An 18270-nucleotide genomic window follows, 5' to 3' on the forward strand; every position below is an offset into this window, starting at 1 on the left:
ACCCGCGCCCGACGCTCTGTCGGGGTGCGCCGGCAGACGCTGGACGGCGCCCCGCTTCGCCCGGCGCATCGTTCGGCCCGCGCCTGACCCCTCGCGCCGGATCGGCCCAGCCGCGCCGTTCGAGCGCTCTCAGTAATGCACCGAGGTGCCGGCCGCCAGGCCGATACCGCGCGGATCGCTGGCGGCATCCACGCTCCTGGCCTTCTTGTGCCAGAGCAGCACTTGCTGGTTGCCATAGGCGCGACCGACATCCTTGAGCGTGTAACCGCGTGCGGTCAGGTCGGCCTGCTGCGCCGGGGTGAAGGCGCGCGGTTCATGTTCCAGCACGTCGGGCAGGTACTGCGTGTGATAGCGCGGCGCCGACACCCAGTTCTGCACCGATTTGCCATCCAGGTATTCGAGCATGGCCAGCAGCACCATGCTCGGGATGCGGCTGCCGCCCGGTGTGCCGAAGGCCGCCAGTTCGTCGGCGCTTTCGATGAAGCTCGGACTCATGCTCGACAGCGGGCGCTTGCCGGGGGCGATGGCGTTGGCCGCGCTGCCGGTCAGGCCATAGGCGTTGGCGCCCTGGATGTCGGCGGCGAAGTCGTCCATCTCGTCGTTGAGCAGCACGCCGGTGCCGGGCGGGGTGAAGGCGGCGCCGAACGGCAGGTTGACCGAGAGGGTCGCCGCCACCGCGTTGCCCTGTTCGTCGATCACCACGAAGTGCGTGGTGTGGTCGCCTTCGCGCCAGGTCGGCGCCGGCGGTAGCGTGGCGCTGGGCGTGGCGCGGCGCGGGTCGATGCCGGCGGCCAGGCGCTTCAGGTAGTCGGGGGAGAGCAATTGCTGCACCGGGTTGGCGATGCGATCCGGGTCGCCGAGCATGCTACGGTCGTGATAGGCGCGGCGCAGGGCTTCGGCCACGTAGTGCACGCGCTGGGTCGGCTCGGCCTTCTGCCAGGGCAGTTGGGCGAGGATGCCCAGGCTTTGCGCCAGGGCGACGCCACCGGCCGAGGGCGGCGGCGCGCTGACCAATTCGCGGCCTGCGCCCAGCGGATAGCGCAGTGGCTGGCGCTCGACCACGCGGTAACTGCGCAGGTCTTCCAGGCCCCAGATGCCGCCGGCGGCGCGGACGCCCTCGACCAGCTTGTCCGCCGTCTCGCCTTCGTAGAAACCGCTGCGGCCATAGCGCGCCAGGTGTTCCAGGGTGTTCGCCAGCTCCGGCTGGCGCAGCAGGTCCCATTCTTCGGGCAGGTTGCCTTGCTGCAGGAAGATGCGCGCGGTCTCGCGGTCCTTGCGCATCACATCCAGGCGCCCGGCAGCGCGGTCGATGTAGATGCGATCGACCGAGACGCCGTCGCTGGCCAGACGGATCGCCGGCACCAGGTTGTCTGCCAGTGGCTTGCGGCCGAAGCGGCTGCTGATTTCCGCGAGGGCCGCCGGCAGGCCGGGAATGCCTGCGGCCAGCGGACCGTTCAGCGACAGGTCCGGCTGGACCACGCCGTTGCGCTGGTACATCCGTGCGCTGGCCGCCAGGGGGGCGCGCTCGCGGGCGTCGATGAAGCGGTATTGCGGCGGATTGCCGGCCTGGCGCAGGAGGAACAGCCCGCCACCGCCAAGGCCCGAGCCATAGGGTTCGACCACCGCCAGGGCGGCGGCGACGGCGACCGCGGCATCGAAGGCGTTACCGCCGCCGGCGAGGGTTTCCAGGCCCGCCACGGTGGCCGCCGGGTGGGCGCTGGCGACCGTGGCCTGGGCGACGGGCTGCTCGGCGGCATGCAGGGCGACGCTGAGCAGGAGCAGGCTGCAGAAGGTGACGAGGGTGCGGGAACAGCGCTTCAACAGGGACATGGCATCTCACGAATCGTCTGGCGGTCCGGACAGAGGCCCGGGAAAAAACCGCAGGAGCGAATTGGGAGGATAGACAATCCCGTCGTGTCGCGGTTGCGGAACGGCCGCTCCGGCGTTCCGCAAACCACCTGGCAAGCCTCTCGGGTCAGGCTTTACCGGTGAGCTTGAGGTATTTCTGCATCAATTCGTCCTTGCTCTCGACGTGGCTTTCGTCGAGCGGGATGCAGTCGACCGGGCAGACCTGCTGGCACTGCGGCTCGTCGTAGTGGCCGACGCACTCGGTGCACAGGTTCGGGTCGATCACGTAGATCTCTTCGCCTTGGGAGATCGCCCCGTTCGGGCACTCGGGTTCGCAGACGTCGCAGTTGATGCAATCGTCGGTGATTTTCAGGGACATCGAATTACTCCGGCCATGAGCGACGGCATGGCTGTCAGAAACGGGAATGGCGAAATTGTGCCGTATTGGCGTGCGCAGTGCACCTGGGCCGGATCAAGGGAGTGCGCGGCCGCCGTCCGTGGCGGCGTGTGGATCAGCGCTTGAAGCGCTCGGACAGGGCAGCAGCCACGGCCGGATGGACGAATTTGGTGATGTCGCCACCCAGGGCGGCGATCTCGCGGACCAGGGTCGAGGAAATGTAGGAGTACTTCTCCGACGGGGTGAGGAACATGCTCTCCACGTCCGGCGCCAACTGGCGGTTCATGTTGGCCAGCTGGAACTCGTATTCGAAATCGGACACCGCGCGCAGGCCACGCAGCAGGATATTGGCGTTCTGCTCCTTGACGAAGTGCGCGAGCAGCGTGGAGAAGCCGACGACCTCGACGTTGGGCAGGTGCGAAGTGACCTGGCGGGCCAGCTCGACACGTTGTTCCAGCGGGAACAGCGGGTTCTTCTTGGGGCTGGCGGCGACGGCGATGATCACCTGGTCGAACAGCCGCGAGGCACGTTCGACCAGATCGGCATGGCCTTTGGTGATGGGGTCGAAGGTACCCGGGTACAGCACTCGATTCATCGCAGCGTCCTGGTGGTTCGAGGGGGCAGGCTTGAAAGCGGGAGGGTCCGGATGGTAACGCACGCGGCCCCCCAGGGCCAAGCGACCCGGTAGTGCCGGTCATGGCGCACTACCGGGCGGCGCGCACGCTCTGCCGCGCGGCTCGGCGCCCGAGGCCGCGGTCTAGAGCGTTGCGCTCGGGCCAGCGCGGCGGCGCTGGCGCTGTTTCAGGCTTTGCCCAGGCGCTCGGCGAGTGCGCTGGCCAGTTGCGCGGTGAGGCCGTAGACCGACAATTGCGGGTTGGCGCCGATGCTGGTGGGGAACAGGGAACCGTCGTGGATCGACAGGTTTTCCAGTTGGTGGTGACGGCCAAGGCTGTCGCACACCGCCAGTCTCGTGTCCTCGCCCATGGCGCAACCGCCCATCACGTGGGCGCTGCCCAGGCGGGTGCGGTACAGCTCCAGGCTCAGGCCGTCGATCAGGCTGCGCGCCTCGCCGAGGGTCTTCACGTAGCCGGCGTCGGCGTGCAGCGGCAGCACCGCCTTGGCGCCGGCGGCGAACTGCACCTCGGCCATGGTGTGGAAGGCGCGGCGGATGCCATCCCAGGTGTAGTCGGTCATCTGGTAGTCGAGCACCGGGGTGTCGTCGCCGCGCAGGCTGACGCTGCCTTCGGCGCTTTCCGGGTGGAAGCCGTCGCGCATCAGCGCCAGGATCACGTTGGTGTGCGGCAACTGCTCCATGCGCAGGGCGTTGTCGACGCCGAAGCGGCCGAGCAGGGTGGCCGCCAGGGCCGGCTGCAGAGGGGGTACTTCCAGCTTGTAGGACATTCGCCCGCTGGTGCCGTCGTCCCATTGGAAATGATCGGAGTAGATCGACTGCGGTGCGCCGTAGAAGGGATTGACCACCTGCTCGAATTGCGCGGCGCTGAAGTTCACCACGTGCAGGAAGGTGCGTTTGCCGACCCGCCCGTTGGGGTCCGGGGCCTTGGAGCGCAGCAGCACCGCCGGGGTGTTGATGCCGCCGCCGGCGAGGACGTAGTGGCGCGCCTTGACGGTGATCTTGCGGCCGTTCGGCGCCACGCAGCGGGCGTCCATGGCCAGGCATTCGAGGCCGCTGACCTTGTCGCCGTCGAGCAGCAGGCGGTTGGCCCGCGCCAGGAACAGCAGTTCGCCGCCCTTGTCGAGGGTCGCCGGGATGGTGGTGACCAGCATCGACTGCTTGGCGTTGGTCGGGCAGCCCATGCCGCAGTAGCCGAGGTTCCAGCAGCCGCGCACGTTGCGCGGAATGACTTTCCAGTGATAGCCGAGCTTCTCGCAGCCCTGGCGGATCACGTCGTTGTTGGCGTTCGGCGGCATGGCCCAGGGCGCCACGCCGAGGCGCTGCTCCATCTTCTCGAACCAGGGCGCCATGTCCGCCGGGCCATGGCCCTTGACGGCATATTCCTTGGCCCAGTGTTCCAGGGTCGGCTCGGGGGTGCGGAAGCTGGAGGTCCAGTTGACCAGCGTAGTGCCGCCCACGGCGCGGCCCTGGAGAATGGTGATGGCGCCGTTCTTGCTCATCCGCCCGATGCCTTCCTGGTACAGGCTGGCGTAGGCCTCGGGTTCCTGCATCTTGAAGTCGGCGCTGGTGCGCAGCGGCCCTTCTTCCACCAGCAGCACCTTGAAGCCGGCGCCACTGAGGATTTCCGCCGTGGTGCCGCCTCCGGCGCCGCTGCCGACGATGACCACGTCGGCTTCCAGGGTCAGGTCGCTGTCCAGGCGCGAACCATCGTGGACTTTCCAGCCGCGGGCGAGGCCGGCGGCGAACAGATCGGGTACGGGCATCTAATGCTCTCTCACGGATTCTTCTTGTCGTTCTGTTCGGTGCGCTCAGACCGTCGGCGGACCGGGGTAGCCGCAATGCGCCCAGGATTCCGGGCGGCCGTACCAGGCCATCATCACCAACTGCAGCAGCGAGCTGTGGCCCATCTTCAGCAGGCCGATGGCGCTGTTCTCCCAGCGCAGCAGGAAGTGCCGCACGTCGTCCGCGCTGGCCTTCTCCCAACTGCCCCAGACGCCGGTCAGCGGACCGCGGGTGAGAGGCAGGGCGAGTACGTCGAAGAGCTGCAGGGTGAGCTTGAGCATCTCCGGCGAGAGGTGATCGAGGTTGTAGTCGAGGCCGGCGAGGGTGCCCTCCACGGCCGCCGCCATGCGCTCGGCGGGGACGGCGCCGGCGAGCATCACCGGGATCAGTGCGCGGAGGAACGGCAGGTCGGACTCACGGATGACCTTCAGGCCATTGGCTGGCGCGCTCGCCGAGCAGCCGCTGAGGCTGGCGGTGACGCCGGCGGTGGCGAGGAAGGCGCCGCCGAGCAGGCCGATCTTGAGCACGCCGCGCCGGCTCAGGCCCGGCGCGTTCAGGGAGGTGTCTGTCATTCTTGTTGTTTCACCTTGAATGGGCCGCGCGGGCCCGCAGCCTTAACGGATGAACAATGTGTAGACCAGTTTCTGCAGCGCCTTGCCGTAGGGCGGGTAGATCACCCGGGCGGCATTGAAGCGTGGCTTGCTGAACACGCCCTTGGCCTTGCTGAAGGTCAGGAAGCCCTCGTGGCCGTGGTAGTGGCCCATGCCCGAGGGGCCGACGCCGCCGAAGGGCATGTCGTCCTGGGCGACGTGCAGCAGGGTGTCGTTCAGGCACACGCCACCGGAATGGGTGTGCGCCAGCACCTGTTCCTGCTCGCTCTTGTCGTAGCCGAAGTAGTACAGCGCCAGCGGCCGCGGCCGCGCGTTGATGTAGGCGAGGGCGTCTTCCAGGCGCTGGTAGGGGACGATCGGCAACAGCGGCCCGAAGATTTCCTCCTGCATCACCTTCATCTGGTCGTTGACGTTCAGCAGCAGCACCTGCGGCAGGCGCCGTCCGCTGGCGCCCGGCAGCAGCGGAACGAGCGTGGCGCCGTGCGCCTCGGCATCGCTCAGGTAGCCGTTCAGGCGGCTCAGCTGGCGTTCGTTGATGATGGCGGTGTAGTCCGGGTTGTCCTCGATGCTCGGGTAGAAGCCCTGGACCACGTCGCGGTAGGCGGCGATGAACGCCTCGACCCGCTGCTGCGGCACCAGCACATAGTCCGGCGCCACGCAGGTCTGCCCGGCGTTCAGCGACTTGCCGAAGGCGATGCGCTCGGCGGCGTCCTTGATCGGTACGCTGGCGGAAACCAGCGCCGGCGACTTGCCGCCCAGCTCCAGGGTGACCGGCGTGAGGTTTTCCGCGGCGGCGCGCATCACCTGCTTGCCGACGCTGGTGGCGCCGGTGAACAGCAGGTGGTCGAAGGGCAGCTTGGAGAAGGCCACGCCGACCTCCACCTCGCCCTGCACCACGGCGACCAGGTCCTCGGGGAAGACCTTGCCCAACAGCTCCTTGAGGGCCTGGGCGGTGGCCGGCGTGGATTCGCTCATCTTGATCATCACCCGGTTACCGGCGGCCAGCGCCCCGGTCAGCGGGCCGATGGCGAGAAACAGCGGGTAGTTCCACGGGACGATGACGCCGACCACGCCGAGCGGCTGGTAGACCACCTTGGCCGCGGCCGGCATGAACTGCAGGCCGACGGCCCGCCGCGAGGGTTTCATCCAGCGCGCCAGGCGCTTTCGGGCGTAGTGCACGCCATGCAGGCTGGGGAGGATTTCGGCGAGCAGGGTCTCGTCGGCGGAACGGTTGCCGAAGTCGCGGGAAATGGCTTCGATGATCGTCTGCTGCTCATCGATCAGCAGCTTGGCCAGGCTCTTCAGCCATTGCTGGCGTTGCCCGGCCGCGGGCATGGGGTTGGCGCGGTAGGCCTGGCGCTGGCGTTCGAGGAGGTCCTGCAATTGGTTGATGTCCTGCTGCGTCTGCTGCAGGTAGGCGATATCGGCGGCCATGGCGGGCTCCTCGGCGGACCGGCTGGGGAAGCGCTCAGGGGGAGGGGCGCTTCGTGTTGTTATGTTGTCGCTGGATTTTTAGAGCAATTACTCTAGAGTGTCAAATAGCATGGCGCAACGGACCGTCGCGACCCACCCAACGAAAAGGTGGGCGCACACCGGCGCTGTTACGCCGGCTGCATCCCCGGTAGCAATCCGTGTACCTTTGGCTGCCGCGCACCCCGTGATTCCGAGTCAGTGAATGGCCCCACGCATCAAGACCCGCGACCGCATCGTTCAAGAGAGCCTGGCGCTGTTCAACGCCCAGGGCGAACGCAGCGTCACCACCAACCACATCGCCGCGCACCTGGGCATGTCGCCGGGCAACCTGTACTACCACTTCCGCAACAAGCAGGCGATCATCGCCGAGCTGTTCGCCGAGTACGAAGCGCGGGTCGACGGTTTTCTGCGCCTGCCCGAGGGGCGCGGGCTGACGGTGGCGGACAAGACGTTCTATCTCGAAGCCCTGCTGGCCGCGATGTGGCGCTATCGCTTCCTGCACCGCGACCTGGAGCACCTGCTGGACAGCGACCCGGCATTGGCCGCGGGCTATCGCGCCTTCGCCCGGCGCGCCCTGGCGAACGCCAAGGCGATCTACGCGGGCTTCGTCGAGGCCGGCATCCTCTGCATGAACGACGCCCAGTTGGAGGCCCTGACCCTCAACGCCTGGATCATCCTCACCTCTTGGGTGCGCTACCTCTGCACCACCCAGGAAGTCGTCGGCGACCTCAGCGAGGAGCTGTTGCGGCGTGGCATCTATCAGGTGCTGGCGCTGGAGAGCGGACATGTCGCGCCGCAGGCCAGGGCAGCGGTGGAGCAGCTCTCCGCGCGCCTCTATGTCCCGCTGGAGGATGGCGCGGCCTGAGCGGCGTTCGCTGCCTCAGCGCTTGCGCGGTCCGGGCACCAGGGGCCGGCGCAAGGCCAGGCCGTGGCGACGGAAGAAGCCTTCCACGCCGTCGGTGGCGTCGGTGTACAGGGTGGTGTTCGGGTGGTCGGCGATGAAGCGCTGCAACAGCGCCTTGCCAATACCGCGCGCCTGGTGGCCGGGCAGTACCGCCACCTCCGCCAGCCAGGTGGTCTGGGCGTTTTCCTGTTCCGCGCGAAGCAGGCCGACCACCCGCTGGGCTTCCAGCGCCAGCAGCACGTAGCCGGAATATTCGTAGACCTCGCGCAGTTCCTCGGCATCGCCCGGGTGGCCCCAGCCGACGGCGCGGTAGAGCGCGGCGATATCCGCATAGCGGGCGCCGTCCAGCGGCGGATTGCAGAGAATGGCGATGGGCTGCTCGGTCACGGGCTCGTTCCTTCCAGTACGCTAGCCAACGCACCTAGCCTGCGCACTGTGCGCCGGCCCTGGCATGACATTGGTCAAGCCCCGGGCGCTCAGCCCTCGACGCCGTGCTGGCGCAGCAGCCAGTCGGGGATGCGCCGTTCCAGATAGAAGTCCGGGCGTCCCGGCGGACCGCCGATGAAGCCGACATGGCCGCCACGGCTGAGCAGCTCCAGTCGGGTCGAGGCGGACAGTTCGCTGGTCGGCGGCACGCTGCCGACATCGATGAAGGGATCGTCGCTGGATTGGATGATCAGCGTCGGCGTGCGAATGCCGCCCAGGTAATAGCGGCTAGAGGCGCGGCGGTAATAGTCGTGGGCGTCGGCGAAACCATGCAGTGGCGCGGTGATGCGCCCGTCGAAGTCCCAGAAGGTGCGCATGCCATCCAGCGGCCCGAGACGCTCCAGTGCCGCCAGGTTGTCGTGGGCGCCGCGCTGGGCGAAGGCCCGCTGCTTGTCGCGCACATAGGCCACCAGTTCGCGCATGAAGTGCGCCTGGTAGACCCGCGAAAAGCCGATGCCGATGCGATCGGCGCACTGGTCCAGGCGGAACGGCACCGACACCGCCACGGCGCCGCGCAGGGGGCTGTCGCCACCCTGTTCGCCGAGGTACTTGAGCAGCACGTTGCCGCCCAGCGAATAGCCCACCGCGTACAGCGGCGCCAGCGGCCGCTGCGCGCGCAGGTGTTCGATCACCGCCGCCAGGTCTTCGCTGACCCCGGAGTGGTAACCGCGCGGCAGGTGGTTCGGCTCGCCGGAGCAGCCGCGCCAGTTCAGCGCCACGCTGGCCCAGCCACGGGCCGCCAGGGCTTGCTGCAGGCCGCGGATGTAGTGCGAATCGGAGGAGCCGGTGAGGCCGTGGACGGCCAGCACCAGTGGCGCTTCGGCGCGGTGCGGGCCATGCCAGTCGAGGTCGATGAAGTCGCCGTCCGCCAGCCACAGCCGCTCGCGCTGGCGTTGCAGTGCCGGGCCCTGGCGCAGCAGCGCGCCATAGAGGGTCTGCAGGTGCGGGCCGGGCAGCCACCAGGCGGGTTTGAAGGGCGGGGAGACGCTTTTCATGGTTGGCGACGCGGCGAACGAGGGCGAATGCTCAGTGTATCCCAAGGACCGGGCCGTTTCGTGGCGCCGGCCCCGGGGCGGTCGCCGTCAGGCCGGCTGGCGTTGCCAGAGTGCGTAGTGCACGTTGCCGGCCTGCTTTTCGCGGTGCAGACGCCAGTTGCCGGGCAGGCCGAGGCTGGACGGCAGGCTTTCGCTTTCGGTGTAGATCCAGGCGTCGGCCGCCAGCCAGCCGCGCTCTTCCAACAGGCGACAGGCGTTCTGCAGCAGGTCCTGATGGAAGGGTGGGTCGAGGAAGACCAGATCGCAGGGCGTCGCCGGCTGTTTTTCCAGGTAGGCGAGGGCGTCCTGCAACTGCACCTGGCCGCTGCTGCACTTGAGCGTGTCGAGGTGGCCGCGCAGGGCGGCCACGGCGTCGCGGTTCAGGTCCAGTGCGAGGCCCTGGCTGGCGCCGCGCGACAAGGCTTCGAGGAAGAGCGCGCCGCTGCCGGCGAAGGGGTCGAGCACCCGCGCGCCGGGCACGTAGGGCGCCAGCCAGTTGAACAGCGTCTCGCGCACCCGGTCGGGGGTCGGCCGCAGGCCGGGGCCCTCGGGGAAGGCGAAGCGGCGGCTGCGCCACTCGCCGCCGATGATGCGCAATTGGCCCTGGCCGCCGTGCGGGCGCGCGGCGGGGCTTTTGCGCGCGTTGGGTTTTCCGTTCATCAGTGCTCCGGTACGCCGAGGGGCTGCTCGGCCGGCTTGTCGGTGGGCGGCGGCAGCGGCTTCTGCGGCACCGTCGGTCCGGCGGTGACGATGACGAATGCGTCCGGGTCGAGGTGGCGTTGCATGGCGGCCTTGACCTTCTCCACGTCCAGGGCCTGGACCTGGGCGAGGAAGTTCTCCAGGTAGTCCGTGGGCAGGTCGTAGAAACCAATGGCGCCGAGCTGGCCGACGATATCGGCGTTGCTCGCGGTGCTCAGCGGGAAGCTGCCGGCCAGCTCGCGCTTGGCATCGTCGAGTTCCTTCTGTGTCGGACCGCTCTTCAGGTAGTCACGGACGATGTCCTGGACCAGCTTGAGGGTGCCCTCGCTGAGTTCCGCACGGGTCTGCAGGCTGATGGTGAAGGGTCCGCGCGCCTGCATGCCGGTGAAGCCGGAGTACACGCCGTAGGTCAGCCCGCGCTTCTCGCGCACCTGATCCATCAACCGCGTGCCGAAGCCGCCGCCGCCGAGGATCTGGTTGCCCAGGTAGAGCGCGGCGTAGTCGGGGTCGTTGCGGGTGATGCCCAGTTGCGCCAGCAGCAGATGGGTCTGCTTGGAAGGGAATTCGATGTGGCTGACGCCGGCCTTGGGCGTTTCCGGCGCGGGCATCGGCGGCAGCGCCGCGCCCTTGGGCAGCGCCTTGGATACGCTGGCGGCGATGGCTTCGGCCTCGGCGCGGCTGAGGTCGCCGACCAGTGCGATCACCGTATTGCCGGCGGCGTAGGCCTTCTGATGGAAGGCGCGGAGCTGGGCGCTGGTGAACGCCGGCACCGAGCGCTCGTTGCCATCGCTGGAGTGGGCGTAGGGGTGATTGCCGTAGAGGCGCTTGAACAGCTCGTTGCCAGCCAGCTTGCCGGGGTTCTGCTTCTGGTACTCGAAGCCGGCCAGCAACTGGTTCTTGATGCGCGCCAGGGCGTCCTCGGGGAAGGTCGGCTGGCCGACCACCTGGTCGAACAGTTGCAGTGCCGCATCGCGCTTGGTCTTGTCGCTCAGGCTGCGCAGGCCGGCCACCGCCATGTCGCGGTAGGAGCCGTTGCTGAAGTCGGCGCCGAGGTCCTCGAAGCCGGCGGCGATGGCGCTGGTGTCCTTGCCCGGCACGCCTTCGTTGAGCATGGCGTTGGTCAGCATGGCCAGGCCGGGCGTGTCGCCGTCCTGGCTGCTACCGGCGGCGAGGGTCAGGCGCAGGTCGAACATCGGCAGCTCGTGGGCTTCGACGAAGAGCACGCGGGCGCCCTCGGCGGTCTGCCAGCGCTGGATCTGCAAGCTGCGGTGCGTCGGCGCCTTGCCGGCGGCTTCGGCCAGGGATTGCAGGCCGACCGGCGCGCTCGCGGTGGCGGCGGCGGCGGTGGTGGCGCTGGGTGGATTGCCGCCGGCGGGGCGGCTGACGCAGAAGGCCAGGCCGCCCAGCAGGACCAGGACCAGCAGGCCGATCAGGCCGTAGCGCAGGCCGTTTCGTTCACTCATGGGTCTGCTCCTTGTCGCTGGGGGATTCCGGCAGCACCTGGGCGAGGGTCAGGCGCGAGCGGGTGAAATACGTGCGCGCGGCATTCTGGATGTCCTGCGCGGTGACTTGCTGGATGGCCTCCAGGTCCTGGTCGGCGAGGCGCCAGGACAGGCCGACGCTCTCCAGTTGGCCGATGCTGCTGGCCTGGCTGGCGATGGAGTCGCGCTCGAAGACCAGTCCGGCGATCACCTGGGCGCGCACGCGCTCCAGTTCTTCCTGGCTCGGCGGGGTGTTCTTCAGCTCGTCGAGCTGCTGCCAGAGCGCGCTTTCCACCTGCTCCAGGGTCTTGCCCTTCTGCACGTTGGGCGTGGCGCTGAGGACGAACAGGCTGTCGCCGCGGGCGAAGGCGTCATAGGAGGCAGAGGCGCCGGAGACTAGCTCCGTGCCACGCTCCAGACGTTCCGACAGGCGGGCGCTGTAACCGCCATCGAGCAGCGCCGAAATCAGCCGCAGGGCATGCACCTCGCGCGGGTTCTGCGCGCTGCCCAGGCCGGGCACGTTGAAGCCCATGATCAGGCTGGGCAGTTGGGTGCGCACATGCAGCGCCAGGCGCCGCTCGCCGGGCTCGGCCAGCTCCAGCGGCTTGCGTGCCGGCGGCAGCTCGCGTTTCGGGATGTCGCCGAACCAGCGCTGCGCCAGTTGGTGGACCTCTTCGGGCTGGACATCGCCGACCACCACCAGGGTGGCGTTGTTCGGCGTGTACCAGGCCTTGTACCAGGCGCGCAGGTCGTCGATGGTCATGCGCTGCAGGTCGGCCATCCAGCCGATGGTCGGGGTGTGATAGCCGCTGGACAGGTAGGCGCTGGCCTTGAAGCGCTCGAAGGCCAGGGCGTTGGGTTTGTCGTCGGTGCGCAGGCGGCGTTCTTCCTTGATGACCTCGATTTCGCTCTTGAACTGCTCGGCCGGCAGGCTCAGGTGGGCCATGCGGTCGGCTTCCAGCTCGAAGGCCACCGGCAGGCGGTCCTTGGCCAGCACCTGGTAATAGGCGGTGTAGTCGTCGGTGGTGAAGGCGTTCTCCTCGGCGCCGAGGTCGCGCAGCACGCGCGAGGCCTCGCCCGGACCGAGCTTGCTGCTGCCCTTGAACATCATGTGTTCGAGGGCGTGGGACAACCCGGTGAGGCCGGGTGTCTCGTAGCTGGAGCCGACCTTGTACCAGACCTGCGAGACCACCACGGGCGCGCGATGGTCCTCGCGGACCACGACCTTGAGGCCGTTGTCCAGGGTGTATTCATGGGTCGGCTGCGGCTCGGCGGCGCAGGCCAGCAGTGGCAGGCACAAGCTGCCGAACAGCAGGCCGGCGGAGCGGCGTGCGGAAATTTTCATCGTCGATCAGAACCTTTCTGATGGCCCGGCGGGTCTAGAGAGGGCTGCCGGACAGCCTCTTAACCCCGGCAGGCAAGGAGATGCTAGGATACCCATCCGTTTTCCGGGCGGCCACGTCCCGTGCCGCTCCCTTGAGATGCAAGCCATTCATGTTTGGTTCCAACGACGACAAGAAGGCCCCGCAGAGCGGGGAGAAAAAAGGTCTTTTCGGCTGGTTGCGGAAGAAGCCGCAGGTCAGCGAAGAGCCCGTAGCCCAGCCCGCGCCGAGTGCCGAGGCCGTTCCGCCGCAGCCGGCGGAAGCCCAGCCGGTGCCTCCGCCCGCTGACGTTCTGACGCAAGCCGAGGCGCCCGCGGTCGAGGTGTCCCCGGTCGAGCAATCGCCGGTGGTGACGCTGGCGGTGCCGCCGGCACCGCTCCAGGCCGCCGAGCCGGCGCCTGTCCCGCCCCCGGTTGTCGCGCCGGTCGCGCCCGTGGCCGCCGAGCGCGCCGCGCCGCTTCCCGAGCCCGTCCCGGCGCCGGTCGCCGACGCCAAGCCCGCGCCCGCCGAACCGGCCAAGGTCGGCTTCTTCGCGCGCCTCAAGCAGGGCCTGTCGAAGACCAGCGCCAGCATCGGCGAAGGCATGGCCAGCCTGTTCCTCGGCAGGAAGGCCATCGACGACGACCTGCTCGACGAAATCGAAACCCGCCTGCTGACCGCCGATGTCGGTGTCGAAGCGACCACCACCATCGTGCAGAACCTGACCAAACGCGTGGCGCGCAAGGAACTGGCCGACAGCGAGGCACTGTACAAGGCCCTGCAAGAGGAGCTGGCCGGGCTCTTGCGTCCGGTCGAGCGGCCGCTGGCCATCGAAGCCGGCAAGCAGCCCTATGTGATCCTCGTGGTGGGCGTGAACGGTGTGGGCAAGACCACCACCATCGGCAAGCTGGCGAAGAAGCTGCAACTGGAAGGCAAGAAGGTCATGCTCGCCGCGGGCGACACCTTCCGCGCCGCCGCCGTCGAGCAATTGCAGGTGTGGGGCGAGCGCAACAACATCGCGGTGATCGCCCAGCACACCGGCGCCGATTCGGCTTCGGTGATCTTCGATGCGGTGCAGGCGGCCAAGGCCCGTGGCATCGACGTACTGATCGCTGACACGGCCGGGCGCCTGCACACCAAGGACAACCTGATGGAGGAGCTGAAGAAGGTGCGCCGGGTCATCGGCAAGCTGGACCAGACGGCTCCCCACGAGGTGCTGCTGGTGCTGGACGCCGGTACCGGGCAGAACGCCATCAACCAGGCCAAGCAGTTCAACAATGCGGTTGAACTCACGGGCCTAGCCCTGACCAAACTGGACGGCACCGCCAAGGGCGGGGTGATCTTCGCCCTGGCCAAGCAGTTCGGCCTGCCGATCCGCTACATCGGTGTCGGCGAGGGTATCGACGATTTGCGCACCTTCGAAGCCGACGCCTTCGTTCGGGCACTCTTCGAGACTCGGGAGACCGCATGATCCGCTTCGAGCAGGTCGGCAAACGCTATCCCAATGGCCACGTCGGCCTGCATGAGGCTTCGTTCCGCATCCACCGCGGCGAAATCCTCTTCGTCACCGGCCACTCCGGTGCCGGCAAGAGCACCCTGCTGCGCCTGATCTTGGCGATGGAAAGGCCCACCTCGGGCAAGCTGCTGCTCGGCGGCCAGGACCTAGCGCGCATCACCAGTGCGCAGATCCCCTTCCTGCGTCGGCAGATCGGCGTGGTGTTCCAGAACCACCAGTTGCTCAACGATCGCAGCGTTTTCGATAACGTCGCCCTGCCGATGCAGATCCTCGGCCTGCCCAAGGCGGAGATCGCCCAGCGTGTCGAAGCGGCGCTGGACCGGGTCAATCTCAAGGAGAAGGCCCAGGACTTGCCGTCCGACCTTTCCACCGGTCAGCAGCAGCGCGTCGGCATCGCCCGCGCCGTGGTGCACCGCCCGGCCCTGCTGCTCGCCGATGAACCCACCGGTAACCTCGACCCGCGCCTGGCGTCGGAAATCATGGGGGTGTTCGAGGACATCAACCGCCTCGGCACCACGGTGCTGATCGCCAGCCACGACCTGGCGCTGATCGCGCGCATGCGCCACCGCATGATCACTCTGCAGCGCGGGCGGATCATCGCCGATCGCGAGGAGGAGGCCTGATGAGCGCCAACGAACTGCCCCACGGCCCGGAAGAGGGCACGCCGCAGCGCAAGCGCGAGCGCCAGGAAGAGCCTGGCGCGCTGGATTTCCGTGCCTCGCTCAATGCCTACGCCGAGAGCCATCGGGCAAGCCTGGTGGATAGCCTCAAGCGGCTGGTCAATCACCCCTTCGGCAGCTTCTTCACCTGCCTGGTGATGGGCATCACCCTGAGCCTGCCCATGGGCCTGTCGCTGCTGCTGAACAATGTCGAGCGCCTGGGCGGCTCCTGGCAGCGCGCCGCGCAGATTTCCGTGTACCTCGATCTGAAGACCAGCGAGGCCAAGGGCCAGGACCTGCGCGAAGCGATCGAGCGCATGCCCGAGGTGATCGAGGCGCAGTTGATCAGCCGTGACGAGGCGCTGAAGGAGCTGCAACAGCAGTCCGGCCTCGGCGAGGCGCTCAAGGAGTTGCCGGAGAACCCGCTGCCGGCGGTGATCTCGGTCACGCCCAAGCAGATCGACAAGACGCAGTTGGATGGCTTGCGTCAACGCCTCGCCGAACTGCCCGGTGTACAACAGGCCCAGCTCGATCTGGTGTGGGTCGAACGCTTGTCGGCGATCCTCAAGCTGGGCGACCGCTTCGTCTTCGGCCTGACGCTGGTGCTGGTGCTCACCCTGTTGCTGGTGATCGGCAACACCATCCGTCTGCATATCGAAAACCGCCGTAACGAAATCGAAGTGATCAAGCTGGTCGGCGGGACGGACGGCTATGTGCGCCGGCCCTTCCTCTATATGGGCGCGCTGTATGGCCTCGGCGCCGGGGTTCTGTCCTGGGCGCTGCTGGAGTTCGGGCTGAACTGGCTGAACGCTTCGGTGGTGAATCTCGCCGGTCTGTATGGCAGCGATTTCGCCCTCGGCGGGGTGCCGCTGGACGATGGTCTTTCGTTGACCGTGGGCGCGGTGCTGCTAGGCTGGATCGGTGCCTGGCTGGCCGTCGCGCGGCATCTGCGGGAGCTTGCGCCACGTTGAACGAGGCGCGATTTTCCAAGGCTCGCAGTGGGTGTAAAGGAACTTTTACACCCACTTGCAGTCATATCGGGCAGTGCTACACTGCGCGAGTTTCGTGAATCGGAGGATTCGCATGACCACTTCTCTGCAACCTGTTTATGCCCTGGTTCCCGGTGCCAACCTGGAATCCTACGTGCACTCGGTGAACAGCATTCCGCTGTTGTCGCCGGAGCAGGAGCGCGAACTGGCCGAACGCCTCTTCTATCAGCAAGATCTTGAGGCGGCACGGCAGATGGTGCTCGCGCACCTGCGCTTCGTCGTGCACATCGCCCGGAGTTACTCCGGTTACGGCCTGTCCCAGGCCGACCTGATCCAGGAAGGCAATGTCGGCCTGATGAAGGCCGTCAAGCGCTTCAACCCGGAAATGGGTGTGCGTCTGGTGTCCTTCGCCGTGCACTGGATCAAGGCGGAAATCCACGAGTTCATCCTGCGCAACTGGCGGATCGTCAAGGTCGCCACCACCAAGGCGCAGCGCAAGCTGTTCTTCAACCTGCGCAGCCAGAAGAAGCGTCTGGCCTGGCTGAGCAATGAAGAAGTGCATCGCGTGGCCGAGAGCCTGGGCGTCGAAGCCCACGAAGTGCGCGAGATGGAAAGTCGCTTGACCGGCCAGGACATGGCCTTCGACCCGGCGGCCGATGCCGACGACGAGAGCGCCTTCCAGTCGCCGGCGCACTATCTGGAAGACCATCGTTACGACCCGGCGCGGCAATTGGAGGAAGCGGACTGGAGCGACAGCTCCACCGCCAGCCTGCATGAAGCGCTGGAAGGCCTCGACGAACGCAGCCGCGACATCCTCTACCAGCGCTGGCTGGCCGAGGAGAAGGCGACCCTGCATGACCTGGCTGCCAAGTACAACGTCTCCGCCGAGCGCATCCGTCAGTTGGAAAAGAACGCGATGAACAAGCTCAAGGGGCGCATCGAGGCCTGATTTTTCAGGTCGGGTCGTCCGAATCAAACCGCACCTGCACAGGGTGCGGTTTTTTTCTGTCCGTCATTCGCCGGAGGTCCGCATGCCCCGTCTACGTCCGGCCCACGGCCTGTTCCTTCTCGCGATCGCCCTGCTGGCCTTCGCCTCCGGGCTCTGGGTGGTCCGTTCGTCGGCGCCGCCGCCAGCGCCGGCCTGGCTGGAGGCGTGGCAGCGCGAGGTATTCGCCCCGCTGGCCGACGATCGCCTGAGCCTCGGGCAATTGCATGCCTTCACGGCAGGTGAACTGTGGCTGAGCAGTACTGGCGATGGTCCGCAGTTGAGCTACCGGGCCGGCTGGGACGGCGCAGACGGCCCTTGGCGCATGGAAGCCCCGCTGGCGCTCAGTGCGGGCGAGCGCAGCAGTCTGGCGAAGGCGACCGGCATCGCCCAGGGTGGCGCCGAGCAACCCTTGAGCGGGCAACTGCTGGCGCAACTGTCGGAGCAGCCCGTGGCCGCTGTCATGCTCGCTCCGCAGCAGGCGCTGAGCGTCGGCCGCTTGGCTGTCAGCTTCGGCTCGCCCCGCCTGCGCCTGCAGACCGAGCAGGGCGAGGCCTGGATCTACCCTGAGCGCGGCCTGACCCTGATGCACAAGGATGGCGAGCTGCTTTGGCTGCAGGTGGTGCCGCGCGAACGCTTGGGGCGCTGAGCGGAGGTTCGCTCAGGGCAAGCGTTCGAGATATTCGCGGCCGCCGAGCTGCCACATCTGCTGGCGGATCCACGCGGCGCGCTCGCGAACGTAACCGTTGGGGTGGCTGGCGCTCCATTTGCGTGGATTGGGCAGCACCGCGGCGAGCTGGCTGGCCTGTTGCGGCGAGAGTCTACTGGCATCGACACCGAAGTGATGGCGCGCCGCGGCCTGCACCCCGAACACGCCCTGGTCCCATTCCGCGCTGTTCAGGTACACCTCGAGAATGCGCTGCTTCGGCCAGAAGGTTTCCAGCAGCACCGTGAACCAGGCTTCCAGGCCCTTGCGCAGCCAACTGCGGCCGGACCAGAGGAACAGGTTCTTGGCAGTCTGCTGGCTGATGGTACTGGCACCACGCACGCTCCGGCCTTGTTCGTTGTGGGCCATGGCCTGCTCGATGGCGGGCAGGTCGAAGCCATGGTGCTCGGCGAACTTCTGGTCTTCGCCGGCGATGACCGCGACCTTGATGTTGTCGGAGATCGCGTCCCAGCTCTGCCAGTCGCGCTGCACATCGATGGGCGCGCCGTTGAACCACGACTGCACCTTGCGTTCGACCATCAGCATGCTGCCCGGTGGCGGCACCCAGCGCAGGATCAGGACCGCGGCAACGCTAAGCAGGACGAACCAGAAGAGAAACCGGAACAGGTGGCGGAACAGTTTGCGCATGCGAGGGTTTGCCAGGGCGATTGTGCGGGTCATTATAACGGCCTGTTTCTCTCGGGA

The 18270-nt window shown here is 67.6% G+C and carries 18 protein-coding genes; 6 read left to right on the forward strand and 12 right to left on the reverse strand.

The window, feature by feature from the left end; translation table 11 throughout:
• Window positions 1-129: 129 nt before the first annotated feature.
• From ggt to BLQ74_RS17315, 6 genes are all read right to left on the reverse strand, one after another.
• Window positions 130-1830: a gamma-glutamyltransferase gene (ggt, locus tag BLQ74_RS17290; protein WP_090264396.1), complete on the reverse strand. Its 1701-nt coding sequence runs from the start codon at window positions 1828-1830 to the stop codon at window positions 130-132.
• 145 nt (window positions 1831-1975) lie between these two features.
• Window positions 1976-2227, reverse strand: coding sequence for a YfhL family 4Fe-4S dicluster ferredoxin (locus tag BLQ74_RS17295; RefSeq protein ID WP_043248555.1), 252 nt, complete (start codon window positions 2225-2227; stop codon window positions 1976-1978).
• A 133-nt stretch (window positions 2228-2360) separates the two neighbouring features.
• A complete protein-coding gene (coaD, locus tag BLQ74_RS17300; protein WP_090264398.1) occupies window positions 2361-2840 on the reverse strand; it encodes a pantetheine-phosphate adenylyltransferase in 480 nt (159 codons plus the stop codon).
• Window positions 2841-3046: 206 nt separating this feature from the next.
• Complete coding sequence (locus BLQ74_RS17305) at window positions 3047-4642, reverse strand: GMC family oxidoreductase (protein WP_090264400.1); 1596 nt, start codon at window positions 4640-4642, stop codon at window positions 3047-3049.
• A gap of 45 nt (window positions 4643-4687) precedes the next feature.
• Complete coding sequence (locus BLQ74_RS17310; RefSeq protein WP_090264402.1) at window positions 4688-5233, reverse strand: twin-arginine translocation pathway signal protein; 546 nt, start codon at window positions 5231-5233, stop codon at window positions 4688-4690.
• Between the two features lie 42 nt (window positions 5234-5275).
• Window positions 5276-6706: a coniferyl aldehyde dehydrogenase gene (locus tag BLQ74_RS17315; RefSeq protein WP_090264404.1), complete on the reverse strand. Its 1431-nt coding sequence runs from the start codon at window positions 6704-6706 to the stop codon at window positions 5276-5278.
• Between the two features lie 241 nt (window positions 6707-6947).
• Between BLQ74_RS17315 and BLQ74_RS17320 the strand changes: the two genes are divergently transcribed.
• Window positions 6948-7610, forward strand: a complete 663-nt coding sequence (locus BLQ74_RS17320) for a TetR/AcrR family transcriptional regulator (RefSeq protein WP_090264406.1) — start codon at window positions 6948-6950, stop codon at window positions 7608-7610.
• Window positions 7611-7625: 15 nt separating this feature from the next.
• On the opposite strand, the gene BLQ74_RS17325 is transcribed toward BLQ74_RS17320, so the two are convergent.
• The 5 genes from BLQ74_RS17325 to BLQ74_RS17345 form a co-directional block, all read right to left on the reverse strand.
• Window positions 7626-8036: a GNAT family N-acetyltransferase gene (locus BLQ74_RS17325; protein ID WP_090264408.1), complete on the reverse strand. Its 411-nt coding sequence runs from the start codon at window positions 8034-8036 to the stop codon at window positions 7626-7628.
• 89 nt (window positions 8037-8125) lie between these two features.
• Window positions 8126-9130, reverse strand: a complete 1005-nt coding sequence (locus BLQ74_RS17330; protein ID WP_090264410.1) for a hydrolase — start codon at window positions 9128-9130, stop codon at window positions 8126-8128.
• A gap of 87 nt (window positions 9131-9217) precedes the next feature.
• Entirely contained in the window at window positions 9218-9829 is a 612-nt protein-coding gene (rsmD, locus tag BLQ74_RS17335; protein WP_090264412.1) for a 16S rRNA (guanine(966)-N(2))-methyltransferase RsmD, read from the reverse strand.
• The gene (locus tag BLQ74_RS17340) at window positions 9829-11331 is read right to left on the reverse strand and encodes a M16 family metallopeptidase (protein WP_090264413.1); all 1503 of its coding nucleotides are present in this window, start codon (window positions 11329-11331) and stop codon (window positions 9829-9831) included. Before BLQ74_RS17340 ends, rsmD begins: the two co-directional genes overlap by 1 nt.
• Complete coding sequence (locus tag BLQ74_RS17345) at window positions 11324-12694, reverse strand: M16 family metallopeptidase (RefSeq protein ID WP_090264415.1); 1371 nt, start codon at window positions 12692-12694, stop codon at window positions 11324-11326. The genes BLQ74_RS17340 and BLQ74_RS17345 overlap by 8 nt, the downstream gene beginning before the upstream one ends.
• 149 nt (window positions 12695-12843) lie before the next feature.
• On the opposite strand from BLQ74_RS17345, the gene ftsY reads away from it, so the two are divergent.
• The 5 genes from ftsY to BLQ74_RS17370 all read left to right on the forward strand — a co-directional run bounded on the left by ftsY (window position 12844) and on the right by BLQ74_RS17370 (window position 17508).
• Window positions 12844-14181 carry a signal recognition particle-docking protein FtsY gene (gene ftsY / locus BLQ74_RS17350; RefSeq protein WP_090264417.1) on the forward strand — a complete coding sequence of 446 codons (1338 nt, stop codon included), beginning with the start codon at window positions 12844-12846 and terminating at the stop codon, window positions 14179-14181.
• Window positions 14178-14849 (forward strand): cell division ATP-binding protein FtsE, encoded by a 672-nt coding sequence (gene ftsE, locus BLQ74_RS17355; RefSeq protein ID WP_090264419.1) that lies wholly within the window; start codon window positions 14178-14180, stop codon window positions 14847-14849. Before ftsY ends, ftsE begins: the two co-directional genes overlap by 4 nt.
• Window positions 14849-15856, forward strand: coding sequence for a permease-like cell division protein FtsX (ftsX, locus tag BLQ74_RS17360; RefSeq protein ID WP_090264421.1), 1008 nt, complete (start codon window positions 14849-14851; stop codon window positions 15854-15856). The genes ftsE and ftsX overlap by 1 nt, the downstream gene beginning before the upstream one ends.
• 112 nt (window positions 15857-15968) lie before the next feature.
• Complete coding sequence (rpoH, locus tag BLQ74_RS17365) at window positions 15969-16823, forward strand: RNA polymerase sigma factor RpoH (RefSeq protein WP_090264423.1); 855 nt, start codon at window positions 15969-15971, stop codon at window positions 16821-16823.
• An 82-nt stretch (window positions 16824-16905) separates the two neighbouring features.
• Window positions 16906-17508 carry a hypothetical protein gene (locus BLQ74_RS17370; RefSeq protein ID WP_090264425.1) on the forward strand — a complete coding sequence of 201 codons (603 nt, stop codon included), beginning with the start codon at window positions 16906-16908 and terminating at the stop codon, window positions 17506-17508.
• Between the two features lie 12 nt (window positions 17509-17520).
• Here BLQ74_RS17370 and mtgA read toward each other — a convergent pair whose 3' ends face one another.
• Window positions 17521-18246, reverse strand: a complete 726-nt coding sequence (mtgA, locus tag BLQ74_RS17375) for a monofunctional biosynthetic peptidoglycan transglycosylase (protein WP_090264427.1) — start codon at window positions 18244-18246, stop codon at window positions 17521-17523.
• Window positions 18247-18270: the final 24 nt, after the last annotated feature.

Origin of the sequence: Pseudomonas panipatensis (assembly GCF_900099785.1) — a bacterium.
In the GTDB taxonomy this organism is placed as follows: Bacteria; Pseudomonadota; Gammaproteobacteria; order Pseudomonadales; family Pseudomonadaceae; genus Pseudomonas; species Pseudomonas panipatensis.